Origin of the sequence: Thalassobacillus cyri (assembly GCF_900107755.1) — a bacterium.
In the GTDB taxonomy this organism is placed as follows: domain Bacteria; phylum Bacillota; class Bacilli; order Bacillales; family Halobacillaceae; genus Thalassobacillus; species Thalassobacillus cyri.
On record NZ_FNQR01000012.1, the window covers coordinates 83,869 to 110,316 of the forward strand.

The following is a 26,448-nucleotide window of genomic DNA, read 5'->3' on the forward strand; positions in this document are numbered from 1 at the left end:
TAGTATGCTAGAGCGTGACCATACCGTAGTTACCATCAACGGAAAAGAGTACTTAGCGGATCCAGGGCAGAACCTATTGGATCTTATCAATTCGACGGGAGAAAATATCCCTCAAATATGTTATAACGAATCGCTTGGACCTATCGAAACATGTGACACTTGTATCGTTCAGGTGAACGGGGAACTGAAACGCGCCTGTGGCATGAAAGTAGAAGCTGGCATGCGAGTCATGACCAACCTTGCAGAAGTACATGATGCTCAAAAAGAAGCATTAGATACTATCCTGGAAAAACATGAACTATATTGTACGGTCTGTGATTACAATAACGGCGACTGTGAAATACATAATGCGGTCGCAGACTTTGGTTTAGAACATCAATCTCGTGAGTTCAAGCCTACTTCCTATGAAACGGACAGATCCGGATCATTTTACCGTTATGATCCGAACCAGTGCATTCTTTGCGGGCGCTGTGTGGAAGCCTGCCAGGATGTGGTCGTCAATGAAACGTTGACGATAGACTGGGAGCGAAAAGAGCCCCGTGTCATCTGGGATAATGATGTATCGATCGACCAATCCTCCTGCGTCAATTGCGGCCTATGTGTAACCGCTTGTCCTTGTAATGCCCTATTGGAGAAGGATATGGAAGGGGAAGCAGGATACCTGACCGATCAGGAACCTGGACTCCTCCGTTCCATGATCGATTTGACGAAAAAAGCTGAATCCGGCTACGGTCCATTGCTGGCTGTTTCCGATACAGAAGCTGCCATGAGGGAAGACCGTATCAAGAAAACGAAAACGGTATGTACGTATTGTGGTGTCGGCTGCAGCTTTGATGTTTGGACGAAGGATCGTGAGGTATTGAAGGTAGAACCACACGCACAGTCCCCTGCTAATGGAATCGCAACATGTGTCAAAGGAAGATTCGGCTGGGACTATGTCAACAGTGAAAAGCGCCTGAAAAAACCTTTGATCCGCCGGGGAGATCATTTCGAAGAAGTAGAATGGGATGAAGCTATCCAATACGTAGCAGAACGCTTCAAGGAAATTAAAGCGGAGCATGGCCCGGATGCATTAGGTTTCATCTCTTCTTCCAAAGCGACAAATGAAGAATCTTACTTGATGCAGAAGCTTTCCCGCCAAGTAATTGGTACGAATAATGTGGATAACTGCTCCAGGTATTGCCAGTCACCAGCGACGAAGGGGCTGTTCCGTACCGTGGGTCATGGGGGTGACTCTGGATCTATCGAGGATATTGCAAAAGCCAATTTGGTGATTACTGTCGGCTCAAACACGGCAGAATCTCATCCGGTATTAGCTTCCCGGATCAAACGTTCCCATAAGCTGCATGGGCAGAAGTTATTCGTATTCGATTTACGCAAGCACGAAATGGCTACCCGTGCCGACCGCTTCTATCAGCCTAAGTCCGGTACCGATTTGGTATGGTTATCTGCGGTCACTAAATATATTTTGGATCAAGGCTGGGAAGACAAGAACTTCCTCGATGAATGGGTGGACGGTTTTGAAGAATACCGGGAAAGCCTGGAAAAATACACGTTAGAATATGCAGAAGAGATGACTGGCATATCCCAGGAAGAACTAAAGGATTTGGCAAAAGAAATTGCCGAAACAGATAAAGTAGCTATCTGTTGGGCGATGGGTGTCACGCAGCATATGCTTGGTAGTGATACCAGTACGGCGATTTCCAATCTGCTATTGATTACAGGAAACTACCGCCGGCCGGGTACAGGTGCTTATCCACTTCGCGGTCATAACAATGTCCAGGGCTGCAGTGACTTCGGAAGCATGCCGAATTATTTCCCGGGCTATGAATTTGTCACCGACGATGACGTCCGTAAGCGTTACGAAAAAGCCTGGGGCGTAGATCTGCCGAAAGAAGTGGGGATGGATAACCATGAGCAGATTAAAGCGATGCATGAAGGCAAGTTGAAATCTTTCTACGTCAAAGGAGAAGATACTGGAATCGTAGACGCCAATATCAACTATGTCACTTCTGCATTTGAAAAATTGGAGTTCATGGTAGTTGAGGATCTGTTCCTTACCAAAACTGCTGAATACGCCGATGTGGTTCTGCCTGCAGTGGCGAGTCTTGAAAAAGATGGCACATTCACGAATACAGAACGTCGAATTCAGCGACTTTATAAGGCAATTGAACCAATGTATGATACAAAGCCGGATTGGGAAATCATCCAGCTTATCGCTAAAGAACTTGGTTTTGATTGGGGCTACACCCATCCAGAACAGATCATGGAAGAAGCTGCCGGCCTGGCTACACTTTTTGCCGGCGTAAGCTATGAAAAGCTGGAAGGCTTTAACTCCCTTCAATGGCCAGTTCATGAAGATGGTACAGATGAGCCTCTGCTCTTCCAGGATGGGTTCAATTTTGATAACGGAAAAGCGAAGCTCTATCCGCTGGACTTTGAACTAAAATATGATGTGACAGAAGAGTACGATCTTCACATCAATAACGGTCGTCTATTGGAGCATTTCCATGAAGGTAATATGACGTACGAATCAGAAGGGATTGTCCGTAAGACACCGAATGCATTTGTTGAAATCTCTCATGAACTTGCAGAAGAGAAAGGGTTGAAAGAAGGAGCTGAAATCAAACTTATTTCTGATGCAGGGGAAGCGACAGGAATCGTCACGATTACGGAACGCGTCAAAGGAAAAGAGCTGTTCATTCCAATGAGCGCAAACGGAAAATCAGCTGTCAACTTCCTGACGGACAACCGTGTCGATAAAGACACCGATACGCCTGCTTATAAAGAAATCGCGGCTAAGATGGAAGTCGTCACGAAAAAAGGAGAAAAATCACCAATTCCGCCGAATAATCATCGTCGCGGCAACCGCCAGCCACAACTCAGCGTCCAAGTGGAAAGAAAATGGCAGCGTGAAGACTATGAATTCCCAGGAAGCAAGGTGAAGAACAATGGCTAAATCAATGACAAATATCAAACGGATGGAAATACCGAAGGAAGTACAAGTGGAGAAAGATGTCGAAGAGATCAAGGAAGCCTTATCTGAAAATAAACACGCGATACTCGAGGGAATCAAGCTTCTCAAATCTCTCGATGATGCGGACATGCTGCAAGCGATGTACGCCTTAACGAACCACCGAAAAGAAGCGATGGGGAAATTGGCTACTGAACTGAACAAAGACCAGTATTCTGGTGTCATTGAAAACCTTACCGGTTTCATGTTTCTACTCGGGGATCTCGATGTCGATGCGATCCGGAATTTATCCGATCGCATCAATCGAGGGATGGAAGAAACAGAGAAAGAACCCGAGTCCAAAACTGGTTTTATTGATCTTGCCAAAGCGTTGAAGGACCCGGAAATCAATCGAAGTGTAACGATGCTGATGCAATTTTTAAAAGGTATGGGAAGAGAATAGCGAAAAAATCCAGCACCGTAAACGGTGCTGGATTTTCTATATAAATAAGAAAGTGTATAACACGGACTCTTCCGCGAAGTGTTGGCCAGCTCCAGCGCCCCGATCCTCGCGACATAAGCAACCCGTCTTGCGGAAGGAAAGGTCACCATCCTCCAGCCGTTTTGCTTATGCGTGTCGTGTCTCTCAGGGCGCTTACGCTTTTCTTATATCGCAATAAAGAACCAGATGATCATGATTAATTGGATTACTATTTTGGCAACAGAGCCGCTGAGAAAGCCGAACAACGAGCCGATGCTGGCACGCATGGATTCTTTTGGAGAGCGCTGTTGCAGCAGTTCTACTACTAAAACTGCAAGGAACGGAATAATGATAAGCCCGAACGGAGGAATGATAAAGGAACCGACGATGACACCGATCGCAGCCGACCTTTCTCCCCACTTCGTGCCGCCATACTTTTTCACAAAAAAGCTGTTTGCAATAATGTCTGAAACAATCAGAACCAGTGTAAGCAATACCATGGCTGTCCAAAAGAAGAAGGAGAGTCCATCACTGTTGATGAAAAACTGATAAATCAGGAATCCGGCCCAGAGTGCCACCGTTCCTGGTATGATCGGGAAAATAAGGCTGGCAAAACTTAATAGAAATAACACGAGAATGATTGTCCATAGTATAAACTCCATTGAATTTCCTCCTGTTTGCTGGGGATAATCACCGATAAATATAAAAATCGTTGTTATTTTCTATCCTACACGATAAGGAAAAATGGCGCACAGGTTTACTCCCTATGCGCCAGCCAATCATTGTGCAGTTATTTCAAATGCTTCATTAATCTTAATCCCGGGTGCCGAGCGTTGTTCCAATGCCTGTGCCAAACCATTTGCATCCGGGTGGGGTTGGATGACATCATTTTTAATAAAATGGGGAAGGAAGCGGTAAGTCAGTTCTTCGTTCTCATCTATCTCAAGCTGTAACACACCTGTCTGAGCAGTTTCCCCTTTTACATAGTCCGGAAATAAAAAGTTGCCAAGGGAATAGGCGATTAATTTTCCTTTATAGATTTCAAACCCTTGGAGCACATGGGGGTGGCTGCCGATGATCCCATCAGCGCCCGCATCAATCATCGCATGAGCATAAGCTTGTTCAGATTCATTGAACTGGGTGTCTTTTTCTTTTCCCCAGTGTATTTGAACGAAGACATAGTCACTCGTCTGCTTTGTCTCTTCGATGATCCTGATCACACGATCCATTTGATAGCCGCTGGCTACCCCAGGCCGATCCCCGACAGCATACCAATCGATATAGGGAAGTACTTTGGAAAAGTTCAAGAATGCAACTTTTTTATCCTGGATGGTAGTTTCATAGCCTTGATAAGCCTGGCTTTCATTGGCGCCGCCTCCAATAGCAGCCAACCCCGCCTCATCAGCAAAGTGAAGTGTATCCAGCAACCCGTCAATTCCGAAGTCAAGCGTATGATTGTTGGCGAGCGCGACGCCATCAACGCCGACATTCGCCAATGCATCCATCGCATCAGGATGGGTCCGGAAATTGTAGATTTTATCTTCTTTGGTGCCTCGTTCCGTTGCAGGAGTTTCAAAGTTTACGAACGTAAAGTCATCCTGTAAAAAGTACTCCTTCACATGCTGGAATGGATATTCATAGCCTTTTTCCGCAACGGTCTGTTCCAATGACCAGGCAAACAGGACATCCCCAGTGAAGGTGAGGGTCATCGGTGTCGTTCCCGTTTTTTCCTGTTCGGTTGGTTCTGGTGCCGGGGCTTGTGTATTTTCTTCCGTTTCTCGTTTATTAGTAGAATCAGGATTTCCTTCCGCATTTACGCTTCCTGTATGATTACCCTCTTCCTTCGCAGAACTGCAGCCAACAACAAACATTAGCAAACATATGATTAAAATAGGCGTACGATGCAACTAACATTACTCCTTATGTATGTAAAATTTTATGCTAAGCATTCCATTTGACAAATACATCCTTGAATGTATAACAAAACCATCGTAATATACAAAAGTAACCAATACAATAAAAATCTTGAAAGATAGGATATTATAACCAGAGTCGAACATTACTTTTTCCTATATTTTAGAGATACTGTTCAAACATTAGGGAGGAAGGCGGTAAGGTTAGGTCGGAAGTTTTGCTCGTTAGGGCAGAAAGCAGACGCGCTAAGGGAGAAGTTCAGGGCGTTAGTATAGAAGGAAGGTACGTTAGGTAGAAAGTTCAGGCCGTCAGAAGAGAAGGTCAGGCAGGAGAAATAATATATCGTTAGTATATCCCCTCTTTCCAGAACGAACTGAGAATATAAAAAGGGCCGGTTTCACACCGGACCTTCTGTACCTCGTTATTTGATTCCAAGTTGTTGTCTATCAGGGGGAGCCATGAATTCAGGACCCACTGGATCTTTGATATGTCTCATCAAGATTTCATCAATATCATGCATGCTTTCGTCGTCGATTTCAAAATCCAGTTCATCAATTGGAGCCATCTGGTCGGGGCGACGACCGCCCATTAAGGCAATATTGGCGCCAGGCTGCTCGATTACCCATTTCAATGCTAAGTGTAAGACACGTTTCCCGAAGCGGTCCTGCGCCAGTTTATCGAGCTCGTCTACTGCAGACAAGTATTGGTCAAATCGCGGGGACTGGAACTTTGGATCTTCTTTCCTTAAGTCATCGCCTTCAAAATTACGTTCTTTCGTCATTTTGCCGGACAATAGGCCGCGGCATAACGATCCATATAATAGGGAAGTCATATGGTTTTCCTGCACATAAGGGAGGAGGTCATTTTCCGCCTCCCGTTCAAATAGATTATATGGCGGCTGCAATGTGTGTAGTGGTGCGGCCTCACGGAAATAATCCATTTGTTCGGGTGTGAAGTTGCTGACTCCGATCGCTCTTATTTTTCCTTGTTTATAAAGGTAATTCAACGCTTCCGCTGTTTCGTCAATCGGAGCTACGGAGTCCGGCCAGTGGACCTGATAGATATCGATATAATCCGTCTGTAACCGACGCAAAGAATCCTCGATTTCCTGATGGATCCGTTCCTTGCTTCCATTACGGAATGGCTGTTCATCTTTCCAGTCTAATCCCACTTTGGTAGCAAGAATGATGTCATCTCTATTTCCATGTTCCTTCACCGCTTTCCCGATGATTTCTTCAGATCTGCCGAAGCCATAGACCGGTGCTGTGTCGATCAAATTCACGCCTTTATCTAGTGCGGTATGAATGGTGCGGATGGATTCTTCTTCATCCGTGCCACCCCACATCCAGCCGCCGATCGCCCATGTGCCAAGACCGATCCGGCTTGCTTTCATGTCTGTGTTGCTGATTTGAATTCTATCCAAGCTTATCACTCCCATACTGCAAGTCTCTCTTACGCTCTTCCCGTTATAGGAGCACTTTAATCGTAGCGGATTTATTCCATCAACTTGTTAAGCTCTTTCACTGTCCTGCTCAGATCATCGTGAACGACATAATCGAATAAATAATCTTTGTCTGTGGGTTCCCCATTTATCATAATCGTGTCCAGTTTTCCGAGATAAGCTGCGTATTCTGGAAGCAGGTTGAATGGAGTGACGAATAAAGACGTGCCCATAACAAGCAGGACCTCGGCCTTGTCGATTACCGCTTCCGCTTGATCATGGGCTGTAATCATATCGCCGAACAGTACGACATCAGGCTTCAGGACATCTCCGCATCCACTTTCCTGACAATGGGGGATGTCATACGCCATCACGTAATCCAATGAATAAGACGTGCCGCAAGCAGGGCAGGTTGCCTGGTTCAAGGTTCCATGATATTCGATCACACGACTGCTCCCCGAAAGCTGATGAAGACCGTCCACGTTTTGAGTAATGACAGCCACATCTTTGGCGTGGTCTTCCAGCTTTTTTAAAAAGTCATGGACGTGGTTTGGTTGATAATTTTTCAGCAGTTTCAGTCGGAAGATGCTTTTATACTTATCCCAGAAGTCTTCGGGGTCTTTGTAAAAGTACCGATTCGACATGTAATACTCACGTGCATGATTCTCCGTCCACAATCCCTGACTGGAGCGGAAGTCAGGAATGCCGCTGGCAGTAGATACTCCTGCGCCTGTAAGTACGGCGATTGAATTTGCCTGCTGTAATTTTTCAGCGATTCGTTTAAGTTGTTGCACCATAAATCCCTCCTGAATGCATCTTCGTAGCTGTATTATATTATAAATTCCTATGGCTATAAAAACAGGTCCCCTTGTAAGTAAGGAGACCTGATTGGGTTACTATTTTTTATTGAAGCCCTTATTTTTCACGTGATTTGTGACATCCATCCGGATCGTCTTCTGGAAACGCCGCTTCATCTGATCGGTCCACGTGTCTTTTCGGTTGTTTTCAGAACGCTTCGCATAATAATTTCCGATTTTTTCATCGAATCGATCCAACGCATCTTCATGGTCCTGATAGCCATTTTCAAAATAGACGGCATCGATCGGAAGGCGTGGTTTGGATTCTGGATGGTGGGCAGGGTAGCCGATGGCCATGCCGAATAAAGGGATGACATGTTTTGGCAAATGGAAAAGTTCATCCACTGCAGCAATATTGTTGCGGATACTTCCGATATAACAGATGCCAAGTCCCATGGATTCAGCAGCTATGGCAGCATTTTGGGCAGCAAGTGCCGCATCAATGGCTGAAACGAGAAAATGTTCACTGTTTTCCAGGTTATCCAGCATATTTTCGTACTCATCATTTGTTGCTTTGATGGTCACCCGGTTCAAGTCTGCGCAAAAAATCAGGAAATGTCCGTTGTGTTTCACATAGGATTGCCCGGTAATCTCGGCTAATCGTTCTTTTTTACTATCATCCGTAACACCAATAATGGAGTAAGCCATCATATAACTGGAAGTGGATGCGTGCTGTGCGCTGCAAACGATCGTTTCAATTTGCTGCTGGTTCAGTCGTTTGGATTTGAACTTACGTATGGAGCGGTGGCTTAATAAGTTTTCGATCATTTCATTCATGGTGATTCTCCTTTATAGCTAATTGATAGTCATTATGAGTTCGGTAGTAGGTGATCCCTTGGACTTCCAGTTTTCAAGATTATAGGAAGCGTAATTCTCCACTTTCGGAATATGAATCGCCAATTCGCCGGACTCGGTCCATTTCATATTCTCAATTGGAAAAAGATAAGCTTCGTAGCTTACCCCTGGATAAGCATCCGAATCGATAGAGAAGTTCTTTTCAGACAGTGTCTTTAAATCAGCTGCTTCAACGTGGTTGGTCGTAACCCCTTGCTGATTATTCCTGCTGAATTTCATCGCGATCAGGCTGTCGTGTGATACTTGAACCTGTTCCAATTTGGCTAAATCGGCCATCAAGATTGATACTTCCTCGGAGAAGTCGATCAATAAGTAGGAACAGCGTCCTTCATGACAAGCGAACTCGATCAGGGCTTTATCAGAATGTTCGTTCATCGTGATTGGAATGAAGGTCATTGTCGCAAGCTTCGCTCCAGGGTTTGATGAAGCACTTAAAAAATTATTCAAAATCGGATGTTTTTTTAAATCGAACGTAAATGTTTCTTCTCCGAGCTGGATTCGATATTTTTCCGGTGCTTCGTCGTCGTCTCTTTTTTCTTCTTCTACCTTGGGACTGACCTCTTCTTGTTTCACGTCCATCTTTTCTTCCGTGGCTTGCCCTTGATCGGGTGAGCAGCTTGCGGATACCAACACCATACCCAACACCATGAAAAATAACACATGTTTCATTTTTTAGCTCCTCTATTATTCTTCTCTATTAAAAATTACCACTACCAAGGGGGAATTACAACAACTTCCAAGTAGAAAAACCAGCCTCTATATTATAGGAAAGAAGTTGGCCCGGTTTATTATTTTTGTTCATCATGGTCTTTTTTAGATAGATGGATTTTGCGGAAGATATGGAGTGAAGGGTGGAGCAGTATAAGTATACTTCCCAGTACAAATAATGAGGTACCTGCATGTTTAATAGGAGCTTCAAAATAAAACAGAATACTACCTGCCAAAAAGCATATCCCCATCAAAAATTGCGTAAACAAATAAAATAGCTCATCTGGTTTTTCGAAATATAGCCGATGTTTCCTTAGTGTTAGGATGGTATGATTTTTCCTTTTTCGTACCATATTTCGCCTCCTTCTCTTCATTACATAGAGTTTCGCTTTATGTAAAAGAAAAAAACGCCCTGTATGCAGGGCGTTCCTTGTTTATATATTCTTGTTTTTGGGACTGTGGACTTCACTTTGTGCGCTGCGATCCAAGTATTCTTCGGTCAGCATTTCTTTATCCTGGATCGTCATATCAGCATCTGCGACTGCTTTGTTGCCTCTTTTCTCAATATAGATGGCAATAGCGATGAGTAGGGCAAGGGGTACTAAAAACATTAACCAGATCATGTTCAACCCTCCTTGCTTTAGTATGTTAATCAAGTTCCCGAAATATGCAGACGGTAACCCATTATGACAATAAAAGGGAAATACGGGGTGATTCTTGAGATGTTTCGTTACGTTTTTGTAAAGCTGCATAATGCTTAAGGACTATTTAAATGGGGCTTTGTTTACTAAGTGCTGTTTCAACTGAGCTCCATTACTATCAGAAGACTCGGAATCAAGTCTTCGACTATACGTCCTAATAGTCCTCTAACAGACGTGTGGGGAAAATGCGCTTACGAACGAGCGGGAATGCGCCTTCAGCAAAGGAAATGCGCTTACAAACGAGGGGAATGCGCCTTCAGCGAAGGAAATGCGCTTACAAACGAGGGGAATGCGCTCTCAGCGAAGGAAATGCGCTTACGAACGAGGGGAATGCGCCTTCAGCAAAGGAAATGCGCTTACGAACGAGGGGAATGCGCTCTCAGCGAAGGAAATGCGCTTACGAACGAGGGGAATGCGCTCTCAGCAAAGGAAATGCAATCTATAAGAAAAGTAACCTCCTGTAGAAAGAATCCCTTCCTTTATATATTAGAAAGCAAGGAGACATTAACTCATATAAAGGTTCTGATATAATGAAAATAACAAGTAAAGGAGCGTGATGTTTTATGAGCAAATTTGGAGCGTACAACCACCACAATAATAAACAACAAAACAACCAGGGGGGGTACTTGATACAGTAACCTCCCAACCTAGGAGGAACTTTATTGGAAAAAATCACATGGGAAACACTTGGTTACGAAAGCTTCTTTCAAACACAAACAATAGGAAAAGAAACTCCTGTCGGTCGAATTACCAAAGCAGGGAAAGGGTTTTATACCATCCAGACTCCGGAAAAAGCCTTTTCAGGCCAACTTTCTGGTAAGTATCGTTTTGAAGCAGAGGTGCAAGGAGATTATCCCTGTGTTGGAGACTGGGTTCTATTTCAACCACAGGTAGGCGAGGATAAGGCGGTTATCCACCAGCGGCTTGAACGGAGGACGTTATTGACAAGACATGCCGCGGGAAATACCTATCAGGAGCAGGTGATGGCTGCTAATATTGATGATGTCTGGATTGTCAGTAGTATGGATCAGGACTTTAACCTGCGAAGGATCGAACGTTACTTGATGCAGGTGTATGAAAGCGGAGCGGTACCCATTATTGTATTGACAAAAGCAGATTTAGCATCCGATCCTGACAGGCAGACAGCTGAGGTGGAACAGATAGCTCCGGGAGTATCGGTATATCCTGTCGACACACTTCAGGGAGTTGGATTCGATTCTTTGATCGAAAAGTTCACCCCAGGGATGACGATTGCATTGATCGGTTCCTCCGGTGTTGGTAAATCGAGTTTGATTAATCGTCTAGTCGGAAAAACGGTCCAGAAAACCCAGGAAGTCCGGGCAGAAGATCATAAAGGAAAGCATACGACTACCCATAGGGAAATGTTTTTAGTTCCGGGAGGGCCGCTCATTCTAGATACACCGGGGATGCGTGAACTGCAGTTATGGGGAGAAGCTGATGGTGTGCATTCGACGTTTTACGATATCGAAGCCTATAGCAGTCAATGTAAGTTTCGGGATTGCAGCCATGGGAGCGAGCCAGGGTGTACAGTCCAACAAGCGATAAAGGATGGCAGATTAACGGAAGAGAGGCTGAAGAATTATTGGAAAATGCAGCGGGAGATTGAACGCCTGGACCTTAAAGCCAAGTATGGGACCCACAAAGCTAACAGAATTCTTCATCGTCCAAATAGTAAAAAGTAAAATGTTTGAGGGATAACAGTTCTTCTGTTATCCTTTTTATATACGTGGTTGGGTACCTGTTTCTTATGTGCCTGCCTCGGAGAATTTAATGAAAAACCGCTTTGTATCAAGCTTTAAAAGCCATTTAAAAAAGTTTTAAAAAAGTTCAAGCATACCCCCTTGACTATTTTGGTGATATGATTTAATATACATATCAGGGTATTAAACCCGCCGGGGTATTAGAGGTTTTCAACTTCTAGACGGTGAAAATATTAATAACATTCTCAAGGAGGAATTTTAAATGAAAACAGCTATTATCGCAGCAAACGGTGGAGCGTTCGACGCTTACAAGGTATTGAATATTGCAAACGCATCTGCAACTTACGATGGGGAAACTGCTGTATTCTTCACATTCGAAGGTTTGAACTTGATCCACAAGGATGCTCATAAGCAGCTTCCAATGCCAGAAGGAACAGAACACTTCCAGGAAGGTTTCGAAAAAGCAAATGTACCATCCATCCCTGAACTAGTTGAAATGGCTCAAGAGATGGGCGTACGCTTCATCGCTTGCCAAATGACCATGGACGTTATGGGTCTTACTAAAGAAGACTTCGTTGACGGAATCGAAGTTGGCGGCGCAGCAACTTTCCTAAACTTTGCTAAAGACGCGGATGTTTCTCTAACATTCTAATTATACTAAGGTTTAAAGGAGTGGAGTAAATGGTAACAGTATATACAACTAGCACATGTCCTTATTGCACCATGGTCAAACAATTTCTTGATCAGATGAGTGTCAATTATGATGAAGTCAATCTGGAAAAAGATCCAGAGGCTGCGAGAAAGTTAGTGGAAACGACTGGTGAAATGGGCGTACCACAAACCAATATCGACGGTCAATGGATTATCGGATTCGATCCAGAAACATTCTTGAAATATTTGCCGAAACAGTAAGAGCAGTAATTGGACCATGTCGATTACCCGTTTCGGCGTGATGGAAGGAGATTTGTATGGCCGGTAAAATGTTTTCACATGAGAAAGCCGAAAAATTGCTCGATCCAAAACGACAGGAAACCGTTCCTGTTGAGGAGGTCATCAGGCTTCTTGATTTGAATGGCGATGAAAAAGTCATTGAATTGGGAGCAGGAAACGGGTATTTGACAATACCGATAGCAAAAGAAACAAGTGACCGCGTAACCGCGGTTGACATCCAGCCGGAAATGCTGGAGATGCTGGCAGAACGTTCGGAAGAAGCTGGTATTGCGAATATTGATCGCATGCCAAGTGGAGTGGATCGTCTCAATTTCCCTGATGGTTCATTTCAACGTGCCGTTGCAGCATTTGTTCTTCATGAAGTTCCAAAGCTGGATCAAACGCTGCAGGAAGTCTACCGAATTCTTCCGGAACACGGTATGTTTGTAGTGTTGGACTGGGAAAAGGTTGAAGGGGATCAGGGACCACCACTCCATGAGCGGATTCCGTCACAGGATTTGGCCCATGAAGTCGAGCAAGCCGGTTTTTCTGTAAAAGTCGGCAAGCTCAATAAGGATGTATACTTTATTGTTGCCACTAAATAAATAAGGGTACGAGGGAGCAAACCGCTTCCTCCACCCGCTCCACTTATTTTTTTAAAAGTTTGCCAAGAATTTCATGGGTTGACTTTTAAAAAAATAAGTTTACACTATACCCTTAGGGGTTATGGTAATGATGAAGAGGGGTAATGAGAAAATGGAAACATTAATAACGATAATAGCAGTAGCATTTCTGATTGGATTCCTGGCAAAAAGGCTGATGCCGGCAAAAGGTGTCGATCAGATTACAACTTCCCAATTGAAGGATGAAATGAAACAGAAGAAGGATAAACAGTTCATTGATGTCCGTACGCCTGGGGAATACAAATCCAATCACATTAAAGGATTCAACAACCTTCCGCTTCAGCAATTAGGAAATCAAGCAGATCAACTCAATAAGGAAAAGCCTGTCTATGTTATCTGCCAGAGTGGCGGCCGTTCATCAGCAGCCTCTCGCATGCTGAAAAAGAAAGGCTTTGAAAAAGTGATTAATGTCCAAGGTGGCATGAACGCCTGGAGAGGTTAAAAGGAGGATATTCACAGATGAAAAGTTTAACTGCAGAACAAGTAAAACAAAAAATGGAACAAGGCGAAAAATTGAATATCGTTGACGTTCGTGAAGTCGGCGAAGTAAGCCAGGGTAAAATTCCTGGTGCGGTGAATATCCCGCTTCACTTGCTTGAGTTCCGTAAAGATGAATTAGATAAAAACACAGATTATATCATGGTTTGCCGTTCCGGCGGCCGAAGCGGTCAAGCGACACAGTTCCTTGATCAATATGGATACGATGTTACCAATATGGAAGGCGGAATGATGTCCTGGACTGGGGATGTCGAATAATCCCGTCATGTAAACTTTTAATAAACTTTCACCTAAAATAGGAGGTATTTTCCAATGAAAGTAAATGAAGTACTAGATGCCAAGGGCTTAGCTTGCCCAATGCCGATTGTAAAAACGAAAAAAGCAATGACTGATCTCGAACCTGGCCACGTGCTTGAAATTCAGGCAACGGATCGCGGTTCAATCGCAGACCTGGAAGCATGGTCTGAAAACATGGGTCACCAATACCTCGGTCATAAAGAAGATGGCGATGTATTGTACCACTATGTACGCAAAAGCACAGACTCAGAAAATAAGCCAGAGAAAAAACATGACCAGGTAGTTTCCAATGAAGATTTGGAAGGCAGACTGAATGACGATATTACCGTACTGGATGTCCGTGAACCGGCGGAATATGAATTCGGCCACATTCCTGGTGCCGTATCTGTACCGCTTGGAGAACTCGACGAAAAAGCGGACGAAATCGATAAAGATAAAGAAGTCTATGTTATCTGCCGTACAGGAAGCAGAAGTGACATGGCAGCTCAGAAACTTGCAGAAAAAGGCTACAACGTATTTAACGTGACGCCGGGAATGAAAGACTGGAACGGAAACGTAGAAAAATAAATTCTAATTGGAGGGTCATTGATGCCAAAGGCAATGAAGGCACAAGAAATTGCGCGTAAAGTTATTGATAAAGAAGAATTGTTCATTTTGGACGTTCGTAACCAAAAAGAATTCGCAGACTGGAAAATCGAAGGTGACAGTGTTGAAGTCATCAACGTACCTTACTTTGATCTATTAGATGGTGTAGAAAGCATCATGGATAAACTTCCAAATGAAAACGTATTGGTCGTTTGTGCAAAAGAAGGATCTTCCATGATGGTTGCCGACCTGCTTGAAGAAGCTGGCGTGACAGGAGTTTCTTTCTTGAAAGGCGGTATGAAAGCCTGGAGTGAGTACCTGGAGCCGGTTAAAGTAGGCGACATGTCTGATGGCGGTGAACTTTACCAGTTCGTCCGTCTGGGTAAAGGCTGCCTATCCTATATGGTCATTTCTGATGGTGAAGCAATGGTCATCGACTCGAACCGTATGATTCAGCCATACCTTGATTTTGCGAAAGAAAAGAATGCGAAGATCGTTCAGGTAGCCGACACTCACTTGCACGCGGACCACATTTCCGGCGGCCGCGCACTTCGTGAAGAAACTGGTGCCCAATACTGGCTGCCACCGAAAGATGCAACAGAAGTTCAATTCGATTATAACAAGCTTGAAGATGGCAATGAAATCACTGTCGGTACTACGAAGGTTGCTGCTCAGGCAGTATATTCACCAGGCCACACCATCGGATCTACTTCTTTCATCGTCGACAACAAATACTTGTTGACTGGTGACATCCTATTCGTAGAATCTATCGGTCGTCCTGACCTTGCCGGTCTTGCAGAAGACTGGGTAGGCGACTTGCGTGAGACACTTTACAGCCGTTACAAAGAGCTTTCTGATGACTTGGAAGTGCTGCCAGCTCACTTCGCTAACATGAGTGAAGTACAGGATGACGGAAAAGTATCCGCACCACTTGGTGAACTTTACAAAGTGAATACAGGCTTGAATGTGGAAGACGAGGGCGAATTCCGTAAGATGGTTACAGAAAATCTTCCGCCCCAACCAAACGCATACCAGGAAATACGCCAAGTAAACATGGGTAAACTAACGCCTGAAGAAGAAGAAAAGCGTGAAATGGAAATCGGACCAAACCGCTGCGCGGTATCCTGAGAATTTAACCCTCCGGACTCCGGAGGGAAACCCTCATTAATTTTACAAAAGGAGTGTACTAACATGGAAGCAAATAAAGTACTAGATGCAAAAGGTCTGGCATGCCCAATGCCAATCGTAAAGACGAAAAAAGCGATGGATGAAATGAACAGAGGAGATATCCTTGAGATCCACGCAACAGACAAAGGTGCAAAAGCAGACTTAGCAGCCTGGACAGATTCCAGCGGACACGAACTCGTCGATCAAACAGAAGAAGAGGAAGTTCTTAAGTTCTGGATCAAGAAAGGCTAAGAAAGAATAAGGGGGACAGACATTCCAGTAAATGGATGGCTGTCCCCTTCCAATTGGAAAGGCTTTCATTATAGATAAGGGAGGAAGAAAGAATGGATTTATGGTTTTACGTCACGATTTTTCTTATCGGCTTCGCAGGTTCTTACGTATCAGGTATGGTAGGAATCGGCGGATCAATTATTAAATACCCAATGCTCTTATATATACCACCGATGTTAGGTTTCGCTGCATTCACTGCCCACGAAGTATCCGGAATCAGTGCTGTTCAGGTGTTCTTTGCTACCATTGCCGGGGCCTGGGCGTACCGTAAAGGCGGTTACTTGAATAAAGATCTCATCATTTATATGGGGGCCAGTATTTTAGTCGGTAGTTTCATCGGAAGCTATGGTTCCAGGTTCATGGGGGAAAATGGAATCCAGATAGTCTACGGTGTGCTTGCCTTACTTGCAGCCATCATGATGTTTATTCCACGTAAAAATGTGGATGACATACCACCTGAAGAGGTGACCTTCAATAAAACTATTGCAGCCGTTGCCGGTTTTTCAGTAGGGGTTGCAGCAGGAATAGTCGGTGCGGCAGGTGCTTTCCTGCTTGTTCCAATCATGTTGACGGTACTGAAAATCCCAACTCGCGTCACCATCGCAACTTCCTTAGCAGTAACCTTCCTTTCTTCGATTGGTTCCACTATTGGTAAAGTGATGACCGGTCAGGTAGTTCTTGTACCAGCGATTATCATGATTATTGCCAGTCTGATCGCTTCTCCGCTTGGAGCAAAAGCAGGACAGAAAGTGAATACCAAGTTACTACAGGGTATTCTGGCAGCTTTAATTGTCGGAACAGCCATCAAAATCTGGTGGGACGTATTACTGTAAAATAGATGTTTACAAAGGTTTGGAAATCTATTAAGCTACTAGTAGATGAAAAAACTGCATAGCAAGATTCGAGCACTAGGGGTGCGATTGAGCTGAGAGGAGTCACAAGACTCTGACCCTTAGAACCCGAACTGGATAATACCAGCGTGGGGAAGTGCAGAGACAAGGTGACACGTATCCTTTTTATCAACGATAACCTTTGAACTGCATTCCCCGTGGATGCAGTTTTTTTGTTGCATAAAAAGGAGGGGAATGTCGTGTCAAATAACGTATGTAAAGGAACAAGCAGGATTGCAGGGTGCCGCTTTTCGGTACACCCGATGACGGATGATTTCGTGAATGTCATTTTATCGGCTCTTAAGGAAGTCGATACCTCAAAGGTCTGGTTAGAAACGGATGATGTCAGTACGTGTGTGAGAGGAAAAATTGCGCATGTCTTCGATGTCACCGAAGCTATTTTTTCCCATGCTGCAAAGACCGGCCATCATGTAGCTTTTTCAGGCACATATTCCATCGGCTGCCCGGGTGATACGGATGGCGATGTCTATATGGCAGAAAACAATCGTAAATTAAACACCCCAATAGCGATAAACCAATATGCCGCTTGTGATTTTGCGCTGTATCCGCTTGGTTCTGACAGTTACATGGATAAGATCATGGAACAAATTGAAGCTGCCAAACAACGAGGACTCACTGTTGAGGGCATCCATTATGCTACTAAGCTGAAAGGGGAAGCGGATGACATTTTTACGACACTGGAAAACGCCTTCACTGCAACCCAGGAACATAACGATCATGTCGTGATGACGGCATCCATTTCTGCGAATAGTCCATCCCATCAAAAGGGGGAAGACGATGAATAAGTGGAAAATGAGAGAAATAGTTGTCATGTCCGTACTTTCTGTCGTATTCGCAGTCGTTTATTTAGCATTTCTTCCTGTCGGGAAATTGCTGGTCGGATTTTTCGGTCCGATCGGTTACGATTTGATTTTTGGTATTTGGTTTATCGTATCAATCATCGCTGCCTATATTATCCGGAAGCCGGGCGCCGCTTTTTTATCCGAAACGATTGCCGCTATCATTGAAGTGATGCTCGGGAATGCCGTCGGACCGATGCTGATCATTTCAGGGATGATCCAGGGACTAGGGGCTGAAGCGGTATTTGCTGTAACCAGGTACCGGATGTACAACGTTTGGGTGTTGATGGCAGCAGGGATGGGGTCAGCTGTGTTCAGTTTTGTCTGGGGCTACTTCCTGTCTGGTTATGCAGCACTTGCAAGCCCCTATGTTGCAGCCATGTTTATTGCCCGCTTGATCAGTGGTGCAGTCATCGCCGGACTGCTTGGAAAAGCAATCAGCGACGCACTTGCGAAAACAGGGGTACTGTACAACTTTGAGCTTGGCAAAGAGCATAGGAGAAATAAACATGGCGCCGCATGATAAGCCATTAATAGAAGTGCATCAGCTCACCCTACATTATGAAGAGGCCAAATCTCCGACGTTAAACGGGATTGATTTTTGCCTATCACACGGGGAAACCGCACTGCTCCTTGGACCAAGCGGATCTGGAAAAAGTACCTTAACGTATTGCCTGAACGGTTTATATCCAGGTGAACTGGATGGAAGCATGAATGGTAAACGCTATTATCAAGGTGTGCCTTTTGAAAATTTCGAAGCAGGAGAACTGAGCCAGCGGGTTGGAGTGGTTTTTCAAGATCCGGAAAGCCAGTTTTGCATGCTGACCGTCGAAGATGAAATAGCTTTTGGTTTGGAAAATTTGAAAACTGCTCCTGAGATAATTAGGGAAAAGGTGGATCGGGCTCTCGAAATGGTCGGTTTAATGGACGTGAAAGAAGCGGAAATTTCCACTTTATCCGGGGGAATGAAACAAAAATTAGCACTGGCCTGTGTGTTAGCCATGGAACCTGAACTATTGATCTTGGATGAACCGACTTCCTTACTCGATCCACATGCCAGGCGTTCGTTTATTGAAACAGTAGTTAAGTTGCAAGAAGAAAATGATTTCGCCTTATTGATTATCGAACACAATTTAGATGAATGGCTCCCATATGGTGATCGTTGTCTATTGATAAATAGTCGGGGAGAAATATTTTATGACGGCTCGATTGCTCAAGGTTTTTATCAGCATTACGAAGCCATCAAGAGCGAAGGGATTTGGGTTCCTGAGCTTTTCCGGACAGCTCAGGAGTTGAGTGATCAAGGCTTGATTGAACTCGGCGGGGAATATCCTGTCCGGCTGGAATCCCTGGCTGGCAATATACCAGAGACACTGGAATACAAGCCTGCCGAGTTATTATCGGAGACCAAGTATATTGACTCCTCACGAGAGACCCATCTGTCCCTGCAAAACATCGGTTATAAACATATCCTTGGAGATATAACGACCGAAATCAAAGAGGGGGAATGGGCAGCCATTATTGGTGCCAATGGTGCCGGGAAAACTACCCTGAGTCTGTTGATGGCAGGGCTGCTGCATTCCTCTACAGGTAACATCCAGCTGAATAATAAAGCGATGGCTGATTACCGGGAGCATTTGTTATGGCAGGAAATCGGCTATGTTTTTCAAAATCCTGAATATCAATTTGTCGCTGATACTGTTTTTGAAGAGGTTGCCTTTGGCTTGCGTTTGCAGGAGATTCCAGAAAAAGTACTGACTGAAAAAACAAACCATCTGCTTGATAGGTACGGTTTACTTACGCATGCCGACCGTCATCCCTATACATTGAGTCAGGGACAAAAGCGGCGCTTGAGCATCGCCACCATGATGGTTGAGCACCAAAGCCTGTTGATATTAGATGAACCGACCTTCGGGCAGGATGAGCGGGCAGCTGCTGAAATCATCGATTTGCTGGAAGCGCGTAATCAAGCCGGTACCACCCTGGTGATGGTCACCCATGACATGGAGCTCGTCGAGCAGCATGCAGATCATGTCATTGTAGTAGATAAGGGAAAAGTGGCATTTGAAGGCAGCCCTTCTGAGCTGTGGCAAAAAAATAATCATTGGCTGGAACAGCATCATTTGCAAAAACCGTTTCGCGTGAGGCTTGAAGAAGCAGCAAGAAAGAGGGAGGGCAATTATGAATTTACAGGAACTCAATCCTAGCATGAAGGCGATAACGATAGTATTGGCTGTGTTCCTGCTGGCCTTTGTATTCGACCCGATTACCCCGCTCCTCTTTTCCAGTGGGGTAGTAATCCTCACATTTTTATTCGGGCGTGTGTCATGGAAGATCTGGTCGCTTTATTTTGTGCCATTCTTGATTATTGCTTTCGGCTTTTTTTGGACGACACTTATTTTCGCGGATACCGGCAGCCAGGCAGGAACTATCGTTGACCTCGGGTTTTTAACTTTTTCTCACTCTGATTTTCAAGTAGCCATCTCACTGGCATTGAGAGTACTTGGTTTTGCTTTGTTATCCTTATTGTTCATCCTGACGACAAATAAAACCGAATTCCTGCTCAGCCTGATGCAGCAATTGAAACTGTCGCCAAAAATTGCCTATGGAGTGCTTGCCGGTTATCGCTTTTTGCCGATGATGATGACCGAATGGAAAGCAATCCGGATGGCTCACCGCATCCGTGGCGTGCGTAGGGGAAAGGGAATCAGCGGGCGGGTGCAGGAGATGAAGCGCTATGTCATCCCGCTGTTAGCAAGCGCCATTCGTAAAGCCGAGCGGACAGCAATCGCTATGGAATCCAAGGGGTTTACAGGCAGCAAAGAACGAACCTTTTACAGGAATATGAAAGTAACCCCTAAAGATTGGGTATTTCTTGGCGTGATGCTGTCTTTATATGGAGTAAGTGTGTATTGTTCCGTCCGATGGGGATATTTCCAATGGTATGATGGGCAATTGTAAATTTGTCATGGAATGATGGACTAGGAGAAGTGCCAATACTCTTAGGTGAAAGCTGAATTTTTAGGATGGTACAAGCGGCCAAACTGGAAATTCAGCTTTTTGACGCTGAGGAGATTGTCCGTTTTACTTTTATTAAAAAGGAAGATTCCTATGCTTATCAAAAGCCATGAAGTTCCTGAAGCCCTCCTGAATTTATTAGCCATTCAGCGTCGATTGGCAAGTGACCATCCACAATATGCCGGCGTGAAAACTGACCTGGCTATGTATCAGTCCGGTTACCGCGGAGAGCTGGCACTTGATTATCATTTAAATTTTCTGGACGAGAAAGAAAGCTTCATTTTACACGGGGTAAGGTTGCAAAACCGCAACTTTTTTCAAATCGACACCCTGGTCTTAACGAATAAGTTTTTTCTGATAGTAGAAGTGAAAAATCTTACTGGGGTTATCCGATTCGACCACGGATTCGGTCAGATGACCCAGGAAAGGTATGGTGAAAACCGTCCGTTCAAGGATCCAATCGCCCAGGCTGACAACCAGGCTTTCCAATTACAAAGCTGGCTGATCAAGCAAGAAATCAGGAGCATTCCAATAGAAACGCTAGTCGTATTTGTCAGTAGCAACGTGCACCTAACAAGGGTGGGAGAGAGTTGTGTAGATGACCGTATCATCCATGCCGGTAAACTCAATGAAGTATTTAAGACCCTGCATCAAAAATATCAGCGCCCGCTCCTCGAATTGCATGAGATTAGAAAATTGGCAATACGTATGAAAAAACAGAACCAACCGCTGCGTCTCGACATGATGAAGAAATACAAACTCACAGCAAGCGACATAGTACCTGGGGTGATTTGCGAGTCGTGTGGCGGCTTACCTATGATTCGCAAAAATGGCATATGGGAATGCAGGGGGTGTGGCCATCAAAATAAAAATAGCCACTTAGAAACCTTCAAAGATTTTCAGCTGTTATTCAAAGATACAATCTCTAATAGGGAAGCCAGGTGGCTTCTCCAGCTAGATGACCAGCAAGTTATGAGTAAAATATTGGGGCGAAGTGGGTTGCAACATAATGGGGGAATAAAGGGTAGAAGATATTTCCTGAATTATGACTACCAGAAAGATTATTTCTATCTGCTTAACTAATTTGTCTAGTAAAACAGCTTTGTTGTCTAGTAAATTTTAAATTTTGTCTAGTAAAACTTCGACTTTGTCGAGTAAAACCTCGAAATTGTCTAGTAAATCTTTATTATTGTCTAGTAACCACTGAAGTTTGTCTAGTATATAAACCGAATGTCTAGTATGTTCTTTTCTAAAGCGAGTTCCCGCTAGGAATAGCTTTACTCCGTAGCAACCAGATTCCGCTCTGCCGCCATAATAAAAAGGAAAAAATCCCGCGTCAGCGGGATTTCACAACTTTGAAACTATTTGTTTTTCTATTGTACTGTGGATCGCTTCCCATTCCTCACGCAGTACCCCCATCCGGATGGCGTCATAATGCTTTCCTTCATAAATACGGCATTTCCGTATCCGGCCTTCTAATTTCAAACCTAGTTTTTCTCCTACACGCATCATGCGCTCGTTCTTTGACCAGGTCGTTAAGCCGACACGAGCGAGCGGCAAAACAGAAAACAAGTGATCGATCCACAGGATCAATGCTTCAGTACCGTACCCGCCATTCCAATATTCCGGCCGGTAAATGCCTATCCCTACTTCAAGCCAAAGCGAGGCTTTGTGTTCCCAATAATAACTAACTGTTCCGATAATATCCCCATCTACTTCAATGATCAGCCGTGAGTCTGGTTCATCGGGAGAGAGCCGCTCTTTTCTTGCCCGTTCGTAGCTTCGGTAGCTGTCCAGGGTATGGGGTTCGAGGGGATAATATGGGGCATCCCATTTTTTCCATTCCGGGTCTTTATCTTTATAAATGAGTTTCCATAATTGTTCATGATCCTGTTCCGTGATGCTTCTCAACTTGACGCGCTTTCCAATAAGAAAGCTTTCTTTAGCGGTCATCCAGCCACCCCCAGGTTAATCCTTCTTCTTTATCCTATCATACTTGCTCAGGTATTTAACCATCCAGGAATCATGTTTTGTATACCAGCAGTTGGGTAATATAATTAGAAGTTAAAGGAAGAAGCAGGAAGGGTTTTTATATGTTGAAATTGACCGCTTATACAAAACAAGGGGAACTGATCGAAGACAATTCGCTTGAACCTTTGAAAACAAATGATATCCGTTGGTACTGGGTCGATTTCGATCAGCCCAGTGAAGCAGAGACGGATCTCCTTGACAGTTATTTTGATTTTCATCCGCTGGCAATCGAAGACTGTATTCATGACCTGCAGCGGCCGAAGATGGATTACTATGATGATCATACCTTGATCGTCATCCATGCCATTGATGCCAAAGAACTTAAAAAACAGGAAATCGATATCTTTTTCGGCGAAGACTTTATTATTACGTACCATAAGCAGGAATTGCCGGTATTGGATCACATCATCCGGATGGTCAAGAAAAAACAGCCGACCTGGGATGAATACTATGTGTTACATTATATCTTTGATGCCGTCGTCGATAATTATTTTCCAATTGTTTATGAAATTGAAGACCATATCAACGAAATTGAAGAAAATACGAAAAATCTTTCGATTGATAAGCTCCTGGAGCAAATGTTCGACCGGCGTAGTGAACTGCTGACTATGCGGCAGACTGTCCATCCGATGCGTGAATTGTTGTATCGTATCCTCAACTCCCAGCACCTCGATGGGGTGAAGCAGGGGAAAGAGTATTTCGCAGATGTTCACGATCATTTGATCAAATTGGCAGATGTGATTGCATCCAATCGTGACTTGACGCAGGACATCCGGGACAGCTACTTATCGTTAACCTCACACCAGCAGAACAAAACAATGCAGGTACTGACGGTCATTTCCGTGATTTTCATGCCACTGACTTTTATTGCTGGGGTTTATGGAATGAATTTCGAATACATGCCGGAGCTGGATGAACGATATGCCTATCCAATTGTTTGGATATTCATGATTGTGCTGTCTATAGCGATGATTATCTGGTTTAAAAGCAAAGGTTGGTTTAGTTAAACCGGCTTCTGAATTCAAATGCCTCCCAGGTGCCCGTTTCCTTACAGAAGGAAGCGGGCACCTTTTTTGCAGGTTACATCCAGCTCCGCCGCACAGGACGTGCAAGTGCCGATGTTGCCACACTAGAACTACTTCTTTGAAAGTACTTCCCAGAAAAAGACAAAGTCTTTTTTGAGGACGTGACGTTTTCATCGGCCAGCGCCTACCCCCTCGAGGTCTTAAGTCAATCCTTTCTGTGACAGAGAACGTCACGGCGAGGCTTGACTTAGCTTGTCGGGGGTGAGCAAGGATCTTGCGCTTTTGTTGGTCCGATAAAAAGTTCAGTCTAAAGGCTGAAGTATAATCACTCCGCTGACTGTTATGGAAAAGATGAAAAGTCCCTATACTTAGACTTAGAAAAGCAAACGGAGGAGATAAGCATGAACTTTTTAAAAAAATGGATCGAGAAAACGAAATCTAACCCCTATCGTGATGTCTGGATCGAAATGCAAAGACGGCACATTTGATTGGTAAAAATAAAGAAAAGGATGTGAGGTTATGTATTTCAATGAGTATGAAATTTCTAAACAAGTTGAAACTCGCCGTCCCCGATAACAGGAAGCCCACTTGATAAATATTCAAGTGGGTTTTTCCGGTGTGCATGTCCGATACTCTCCTTGCATAAGATGCAGTGGGGGGAATTACAGATGCATTCTTCAATGATATTGTTGATCGTAACCTTATCACTCGTAACGTTTATGGTTATTTTTCAATTAAGGAAATTCGAAACAGAAAGTCACCATCATGCTGTCAGTACTGCTGTCATCATGGTAATCATCTTATATGTGAGCAGTCTGTCATCTTTATTCTTAACATCCCTCGTAGTTGTGCTGGTGATAGGGGGAGTGGTTGCCGGCCTGCTCAGCCTTGCCTTTGGTTTCCAGGATACCCTGCAGTGGCCTGCAATCGTGCACGGGTTGATGGCAGCTTTGATGGGCTGGATGGTCATGATGATGTTAGGTACAGAAGAAAAAGTTCAGTATCTGGAGATTTTATCGCTGATTTCTTTCATTTTAATGACTGGCTGGCTGTTCATCTCCTTGGCAAAAGATAGTGAGTCGTATAACAAATTATTTTTATTTTGCTTCGTGGTACTTGTATTTCATGAATTCTTAAGAAAAGTCGTCTGGCCGGTATAAAGGTGAGAGCGATCTCTAAAAAGGCAGTACCTTCTGAACAGGAGATACTGTTTTTTTGTGCCATAATAACTGTCTTATGTCATTGACTTGCACGCGTTGGAATCCGAATGAAAATTGGATGTTTATTCCTCACCTGGAAAGGGAATATTTCTATTATTATGAATGTTCAAGGGGGTATACTAAAAAGTGAGCGATCCTATCGAAATTTCCAGGATAACGATCATTCAGGAGGAACGGCCGAACCGACGTGCTTATATTGCAGATTTTGAGGAGCCGGTCCATTATGGGGTACACGGCGGAGTCAAGGATTTCTACAAGGCAGTCCCTGAAACAGAACATCCATCCACGTTGGATCACATTGTTTCAGCAGCAGGTGGCTGACTGACTGGAACATTATCTGGCGCGCTGGAGGCGCGTAAAATACCAACGTTTCCTGATAAACTGCGAGGCAGCTTTGAAGGGGTGATCGAAGCACCAGATGGGGTGTTGAAAATCACCAAAATCCGCTGTCATTATCAATTAAAGATACCGGAAGGAAAACGGGATGCGGCTGAAAGAGCTTTAGCTGTATTCGAGCAAAGTTGTCCGGTTGCTCAAACCCTGAAGGGGTGCGTCCAATTTGAGCATGACTGGGATATCGAAGAAATATAAAGGGTAGATGATCCAAATAGACCGCTCAACAGAGCGGTCTATTTATGTTTGATAGGCTTGGACGTTCAATTTAGCCCGGATTATTTTTTCAGGATATCATGATCGACGTAGCGTTCGCCGTTCAATTCACTAATGACGTTGATAGCAACATGAGCACCATGTCCGGAAGTGATGATGGTATGGACACTTACTCCTGCAACGGTACCTGCTGCCCAGACATTTTTCTTATCTGTCTTGCCTTGAGGGTCTGCTTTAATGACTTTCGCTACCCGTGGTTCGCTTCCCTCTTCAATAGACAGGCCGAATTCTTCTGCGAGTTTAGCTGACATGCCGGTTGCAAAAATAACGTGTGTCGCTTCATAGCTGTCGTTTTGCGTTTTTACCGTATAACCGGAGTCGCTTTCTTCAATAGAAATTACTTCTTCATCTTTGAGCTCAGCTCCGAATTTCTTTGCTTGATCCTGCCCGGTTTTCAAAAGTTCCGGACCTTCCATTTCTTTTACCCCATAATGGTTTTCCACCCATGCTTTTGCTGTGATGCTTTTCCCATGGTCGAACATCACCGTATTTTTTCCTGCTTTTGCTGCAAACAATGCGGCACTTGCGCCGGCTGGTCCTGCACCAATAATTGCTATATCAACCATATACCTCTCTCCTTTGTGTAAGCGTATTCTTTTCTTATTATAACGAACCATGTTTTTTTTGGAAAATATTAACCCTTAGCAACATGA

31 protein-coding genes and 1 riboswitch are annotated in these 26,448 nt (G+C 44.2%); of the genes, 21 read left to right on the top strand and 10 right to left on the bottom strand.

Annotated features, from left to right (window positions below; translation table 11 throughout):
- Positions 1-4 precede the first annotated feature (4 nt).
- Complete coding sequence (gene fdhF, locus BLV00_RS14450) at positions 5-2,959, top strand: formate dehydrogenase subunit alpha (protein WP_093045677.1); 2,955 nt, start codon at positions 5-7, stop codon at positions 2,957-2,959.
- Positions 2,952-3,416, top strand: a complete 465-nt coding sequence (locus BLV00_RS14455) for a helical membrane plugin domain-containing protein (RefSeq protein ID WP_093045678.1) — start codon at positions 2,952-2,954, stop codon at positions 3,414-3,416. The genes fdhF and BLV00_RS14455 overlap by 8 nt, the downstream gene beginning before the upstream one ends.
- A gap of 203 nt (positions 3,417-3,619) precedes the next feature.
- Here BLV00_RS14455 and BLV00_RS14460 read toward each other — a convergent pair whose 3' ends face one another.
- The 8 genes from BLV00_RS14460 to BLV00_RS14495 all read right to left on the bottom strand — a co-directional run bounded on the left by BLV00_RS14460 (position 3,620) and on the right by BLV00_RS14495 (position 9,832).
- Complete coding sequence (locus BLV00_RS14460; protein WP_093045679.1) at positions 3,620-4,096, bottom strand: DUF456 domain-containing protein; 477 nt, start codon at positions 4,094-4,096, stop codon at positions 3,620-3,622.
- 117 nt (positions 4,097-4,213) lie between these two features.
- Positions 4,214-5,341, bottom strand: coding sequence for a CapA family protein (locus tag BLV00_RS14465; protein ID WP_093045680.1), 1,128 nt, complete (start codon positions 5,339-5,341; stop codon positions 4,214-4,216).
- A 428-nt stretch (positions 5,342-5,769) separates the two neighbouring features.
- Positions 5,770-6,771, bottom strand: coding sequence for an aldo/keto reductase (locus tag BLV00_RS14470; protein WP_093045727.1), 1,002 nt, complete (start codon positions 6,769-6,771; stop codon positions 5,770-5,772).
- A gap of 71 nt (positions 6,772-6,842) precedes the next feature.
- Positions 6,843-7,586, bottom strand: coding sequence for an NAD-dependent protein deacylase (locus BLV00_RS14475; RefSeq protein ID WP_093045681.1), 744 nt, complete (start codon positions 7,584-7,586; stop codon positions 6,843-6,845).
- A 99-nt stretch (positions 7,587-7,685) separates the two neighbouring features.
- The gene (gene nfsA, locus BLV00_RS14480; RefSeq protein WP_093045682.1) at positions 7,686-8,423 is read right to left on the bottom strand and encodes an oxygen-insensitive NADPH nitroreductase; all 738 of its coding nucleotides are present in this window, start codon (positions 8,421-8,423) and stop codon (positions 7,686-7,688) included.
- Positions 8,424-8,441: 18 nt separating this feature from the next.
- The gene (locus tag BLV00_RS14485; protein ID WP_093045683.1) at positions 8,442-9,170 is read right to left on the bottom strand and encodes a hypothetical protein; all 729 of its coding nucleotides are present in this window, start codon (positions 9,168-9,170) and stop codon (positions 8,442-8,444) included.
- 119 nt (positions 9,171-9,289) lie between these two features.
- Complete coding sequence (locus tag BLV00_RS14490; protein ID WP_176791573.1) at positions 9,290-9,562, bottom strand: YrhK family protein; 273 nt, start codon at positions 9,560-9,562, stop codon at positions 9,290-9,292.
- An 81-nt stretch (positions 9,563-9,643) separates the two neighbouring features.
- Positions 9,644-9,832 carry a hypothetical protein gene (locus tag BLV00_RS14495; RefSeq protein WP_093045685.1) on the bottom strand — a complete coding sequence of 63 codons (189 nt, stop codon included), beginning with the start codon at positions 9,830-9,832 and terminating at the stop codon, positions 9,644-9,646.
- Positions 9,833-10,572: 740 nt separating this feature from the next.
- Here BLV00_RS14495 and rsgA point away from each other — a divergent pair.
- The 15 genes from rsgA to BLV00_RS14575 all read left to right on the top strand — a co-directional run bounded on the left by rsgA (position 10,573) and on the right by BLV00_RS14575 (position 21,933).
- Positions 10,573-11,613, top strand: coding sequence for a ribosome small subunit-dependent GTPase A (rsgA, locus tag BLV00_RS14505; protein WP_245728981.1), 1,041 nt, complete (start codon positions 10,573-10,575; stop codon positions 11,611-11,613).
- Between the two features lie 280 nt (positions 11,614-11,893).
- Complete coding sequence (locus BLV00_RS14510; protein ID WP_028782534.1) at positions 11,894-12,283, top strand: DsrE/DsrF/DrsH-like family protein; 390 nt, start codon at positions 11,894-11,896, stop codon at positions 12,281-12,283.
- A gap of 29 nt (positions 12,284-12,312) precedes the next feature.
- Positions 12,313-12,543 (top strand): glutaredoxin family protein, encoded by a 231-nt coding sequence (locus tag BLV00_RS14515; protein ID WP_093045687.1) that lies wholly within the window; start codon positions 12,313-12,315, stop codon positions 12,541-12,543.
- A gap of 56 nt (positions 12,544-12,599) precedes the next feature.
- Complete coding sequence (locus tag BLV00_RS14520; RefSeq protein ID WP_093045688.1) at positions 12,600-13,166, top strand: class I SAM-dependent methyltransferase; 567 nt, start codon at positions 12,600-12,602, stop codon at positions 13,164-13,166.
- A gap of 151 nt (positions 13,167-13,317) precedes the next feature.
- Positions 13,318-13,686 (top strand): rhodanese-like domain-containing protein, encoded by a 369-nt coding sequence (locus BLV00_RS14525; protein WP_093045729.1) that lies wholly within the window; start codon positions 13,318-13,320, stop codon positions 13,684-13,686.
- A 17-nt stretch (positions 13,687-13,703) separates the two neighbouring features.
- Entirely contained in the window at positions 13,704-14,000 is a 297-nt protein-coding gene (locus BLV00_RS14530) for a rhodanese-like domain-containing protein (protein WP_028782538.1), read from the top strand.
- 54 nt (positions 14,001-14,054) lie between these two features.
- A complete protein-coding gene (locus BLV00_RS14535; RefSeq protein ID WP_093045689.1) occupies positions 14,055-14,606 on the top strand; it encodes a sulfurtransferase TusA family protein in 552 nt (183 codons plus the stop codon).
- A gap of 18 nt (positions 14,607-14,624) precedes the next feature.
- Positions 14,625-15,752: an MBL fold metallo-hydrolase gene (locus tag BLV00_RS14540; protein WP_425441686.1), complete on the top strand. Its 1,128-nt coding sequence runs from the start codon at positions 14,625-14,627 to the stop codon at positions 15,750-15,752.
- Positions 15,753-15,815: 63 nt separating this feature from the next.
- Positions 15,816-16,043 carry a sulfurtransferase TusA family protein gene (locus BLV00_RS14545; protein ID WP_093045691.1) on the top strand — a complete coding sequence of 76 codons (228 nt, stop codon included), beginning with the start codon at positions 15,816-15,818 and terminating at the stop codon, positions 16,041-16,043.
- 92 nt (positions 16,044-16,135) lie between these two features.
- Complete coding sequence (locus BLV00_RS14550; protein WP_093045692.1) at positions 16,136-16,915, top strand: sulfite exporter TauE/SafE family protein; 780 nt, start codon at positions 16,136-16,138, stop codon at positions 16,913-16,915.
- Between the two features lie 67 nt (positions 16,916-16,982).
- Positions 16,983-17,085, top strand: a riboswitch (TPP riboswitch).
- Between the two features lie 87 nt (positions 17,086-17,172).
- Entirely contained in the window at positions 17,173-17,778 is a 606-nt protein-coding gene (locus BLV00_RS14555) for a YkoF family thiamine/hydroxymethylpyrimidine-binding protein (RefSeq protein ID WP_093045693.1), read from the top strand.
- Entirely contained in the window at positions 17,771-18,355 is a 585-nt protein-coding gene (locus BLV00_RS14560) for an ECF transporter S component (RefSeq protein WP_093045694.1), read from the top strand. The genes BLV00_RS14555 and BLV00_RS14560 overlap by 8 nt, the downstream gene beginning before the upstream one ends.
- Positions 18,342-20,039: an ABC transporter ATP-binding protein gene (locus BLV00_RS14565; RefSeq protein WP_093045695.1), complete on the top strand. Its 1,698-nt coding sequence runs from the start codon at positions 18,342-18,344 to the stop codon at positions 20,037-20,039. The genes BLV00_RS14560 and BLV00_RS14565 overlap by 14 nt, the downstream gene beginning before the upstream one ends.
- Positions 20,014-20,793 (top strand): energy-coupling factor transporter transmembrane component T family protein, encoded by a 780-nt coding sequence (locus BLV00_RS14570; RefSeq protein ID WP_093045696.1) that lies wholly within the window; start codon positions 20,014-20,016, stop codon positions 20,791-20,793. Before BLV00_RS14565 ends, BLV00_RS14570 begins: the two co-directional genes overlap by 26 nt.
- 150 nt (positions 20,794-20,943) lie before the next feature.
- Entirely contained in the window at positions 20,944-21,933 is a 990-nt protein-coding gene (locus tag BLV00_RS14575; protein ID WP_093045697.1) for a nuclease-related domain-containing protein, read from the top strand.
- Positions 21,934-22,197: 264 nt separating this feature from the next.
- Here BLV00_RS14575 and BLV00_RS14580 read toward each other — a convergent pair whose 3' ends face one another.
- Positions 22,198-22,803 (bottom strand): GNAT family N-acetyltransferase, encoded by a 606-nt coding sequence (locus tag BLV00_RS14580; RefSeq protein WP_093045698.1) that lies wholly within the window; start codon positions 22,801-22,803, stop codon positions 22,198-22,200.
- Positions 22,804-22,943: 140 nt separating this feature from the next.
- On the opposite strand from BLV00_RS14580, the gene corA reads away from it, so the two are divergent.
- The 4 genes from corA to BLV00_RS14600 all read left to right on the top strand — a co-directional run bounded on the left by corA (position 22,944) and on the right by BLV00_RS14600 (position 25,717).
- The gene (gene corA / locus BLV00_RS14585) at positions 22,944-23,888 is read left to right on the top strand and encodes a magnesium/cobalt transporter CorA (protein ID WP_093045699.1); all 945 of its coding nucleotides are present in this window, start codon (positions 22,944-22,946) and stop codon (positions 23,886-23,888) included.
- 686 nt (positions 23,889-24,574) lie between these two features.
- Positions 24,575-25,066, top strand: coding sequence for a hypothetical protein (locus BLV00_RS14590; protein ID WP_093045700.1), 492 nt, complete (start codon positions 24,575-24,577; stop codon positions 25,064-25,066).
- 186 nt (positions 25,067-25,252) lie between these two features.
- On the top strand, positions 25,253-25,447 hold the full coding sequence (locus BLV00_RS14595) for a hypothetical protein (protein ID WP_093045701.1): 195 nt from the start codon (positions 25,253-25,255) through the stop codon (positions 25,445-25,447).
- Positions 25,448-25,717: an OsmC family protein gene (locus tag BLV00_RS14600; RefSeq protein WP_093045702.1), complete on the top strand. Its 270-nt coding sequence runs from the start codon at positions 25,448-25,450 to the stop codon at positions 25,715-25,717. It abuts the gene before it with no gap.
- Between the two features lie 80 nt (positions 25,718-25,797).
- Here BLV00_RS14600 and BLV00_RS14605 read toward each other — a convergent pair whose 3' ends face one another.
- Entirely contained in the window at positions 25,798-26,361 is a 564-nt protein-coding gene (locus BLV00_RS14605; RefSeq protein ID WP_093045703.1) for an FAD-dependent oxidoreductase, read from the bottom strand.
- Positions 26,362-26,448: the final 87 nt, after the last annotated feature.

Excerpts from the sequence above, each read along its gene's own strand:
- fdhF (WP_093045677.1), top strand. The coding sequence starts at position 5 with ATGCTAGAGCGTGACCATACCGTAGTTACCATCAACGGAAAAGAGTAC.
- BLV00_RS14455 (WP_093045678.1), top strand. The coding sequence starts at position 2,952 with ATGGCTAAATCAATGACAAATATCAAACGGATGGAAATACCGAAGGAA.
- BLV00_RS14460 (WP_093045679.1), bottom strand. The coding sequence starts at position 4,096 with ATGGAGTTTATACTATGGACAATCATTCTCGTGTTATTTCTATTAAGT.
- BLV00_RS14475 (WP_093045681.1), bottom strand. The coding sequence starts at position 7,586 with ATGGTGCAACAACTTAAACGAATCGCTGAAAAATTACAGCAGGCAAAT.
- nfsA (WP_093045682.1), bottom strand. The coding sequence starts at position 8,423 with ATGAATGAAATGATCGAAAACTTATTAAGCCACCGCTCCATACGTAAG.
- BLV00_RS14485 (WP_093045683.1), bottom strand. The coding sequence starts at position 9,170 with ATGAAACATGTGTTATTTTTCATGGTGTTGGGTATGGTGTTGGTATCC.
- BLV00_RS14490 (WP_176791573.1), bottom strand. The coding sequence starts at position 9,562 with ATGGTACGAAAAAGGAAAAATCATACCATCCTAACACTAAGGAAACAT.
- BLV00_RS14495 (WP_093045685.1), bottom strand. The coding sequence starts at position 9,832 with ATGATCTGGTTAATGTTTTTAGTACCCCTTGCCCTACTCATCGCTATT.
- BLV00_RS14510 (WP_028782534.1), top strand. The coding sequence starts at position 11,894 with ATGAAAACAGCTATTATCGCAGCAAACGGTGGAGCGTTCGACGCTTAC.
- BLV00_RS14515 (WP_093045687.1), top strand. The coding sequence starts at position 12,313 with ATGGTAACAGTATATACAACTAGCACATGTCCTTATTGCACCATGGTC.
- BLV00_RS14520 (WP_093045688.1), top strand. The coding sequence starts at position 12,600 with ATGGCCGGTAAAATGTTTTCACATGAGAAAGCCGAAAAATTGCTCGAT.
- BLV00_RS14525 (WP_093045729.1), top strand. The coding sequence starts at position 13,318 with ATGGAAACATTAATAACGATAATAGCAGTAGCATTTCTGATTGGATTC.
- BLV00_RS14530 (WP_028782538.1), top strand. The coding sequence starts at position 13,704 with ATGAAAAGTTTAACTGCAGAACAAGTAAAACAAAAAATGGAACAAGGC.
- BLV00_RS14535 (WP_093045689.1), top strand. The coding sequence starts at position 14,055 with ATGAAAGTAAATGAAGTACTAGATGCCAAGGGCTTAGCTTGCCCAATG.
- BLV00_RS14545 (WP_093045691.1), top strand. The coding sequence starts at position 15,816 with ATGGAAGCAAATAAAGTACTAGATGCAAAAGGTCTGGCATGCCCAATG.
- BLV00_RS14550 (WP_093045692.1), top strand. The coding sequence starts at position 16,136 with ATGGATTTATGGTTTTACGTCACGATTTTTCTTATCGGCTTCGCAGGT.
- BLV00_RS14560 (WP_093045694.1), top strand. The coding sequence starts at position 17,771 with ATGAATAAGTGGAAAATGAGAGAAATAGTTGTCATGTCCGTACTTTCT.
- BLV00_RS14565 (WP_093045695.1), top strand. The coding sequence starts at position 18,342 with ATGGCGCCGCATGATAAGCCATTAATAGAAGTGCATCAGCTCACCCTA.
- BLV00_RS14570 (WP_093045696.1), top strand. The coding sequence starts at position 20,014 with ATGAATTTACAGGAACTCAATCCTAGCATGAAGGCGATAACGATAGTA.
- BLV00_RS14575 (WP_093045697.1), top strand. The coding sequence starts at position 20,944 with ATGCTTATCAAAAGCCATGAAGTTCCTGAAGCCCTCCTGAATTTATTA.
- BLV00_RS14580 (WP_093045698.1), bottom strand. The coding sequence starts at position 22,803 with ATGACCGCTAAAGAAAGCTTTCTTATTGGAAAGCGCGTCAAGTTGAGA.
- corA (WP_093045699.1), top strand. The coding sequence starts at position 22,944 with ATGTTGAAATTGACCGCTTATACAAAACAAGGGGAACTGATCGAAGAC.
- BLV00_RS14590 (WP_093045700.1), top strand. The coding sequence starts at position 24,575 with ATGCATTCTTCAATGATATTGTTGATCGTAACCTTATCACTCGTAACG.
- BLV00_RS14605 (WP_093045703.1), bottom strand. The coding sequence starts at position 26,361 with ATGGTTGATATAGCAATTATTGGTGCAGGACCAGCCGGCGCAAGTGCC.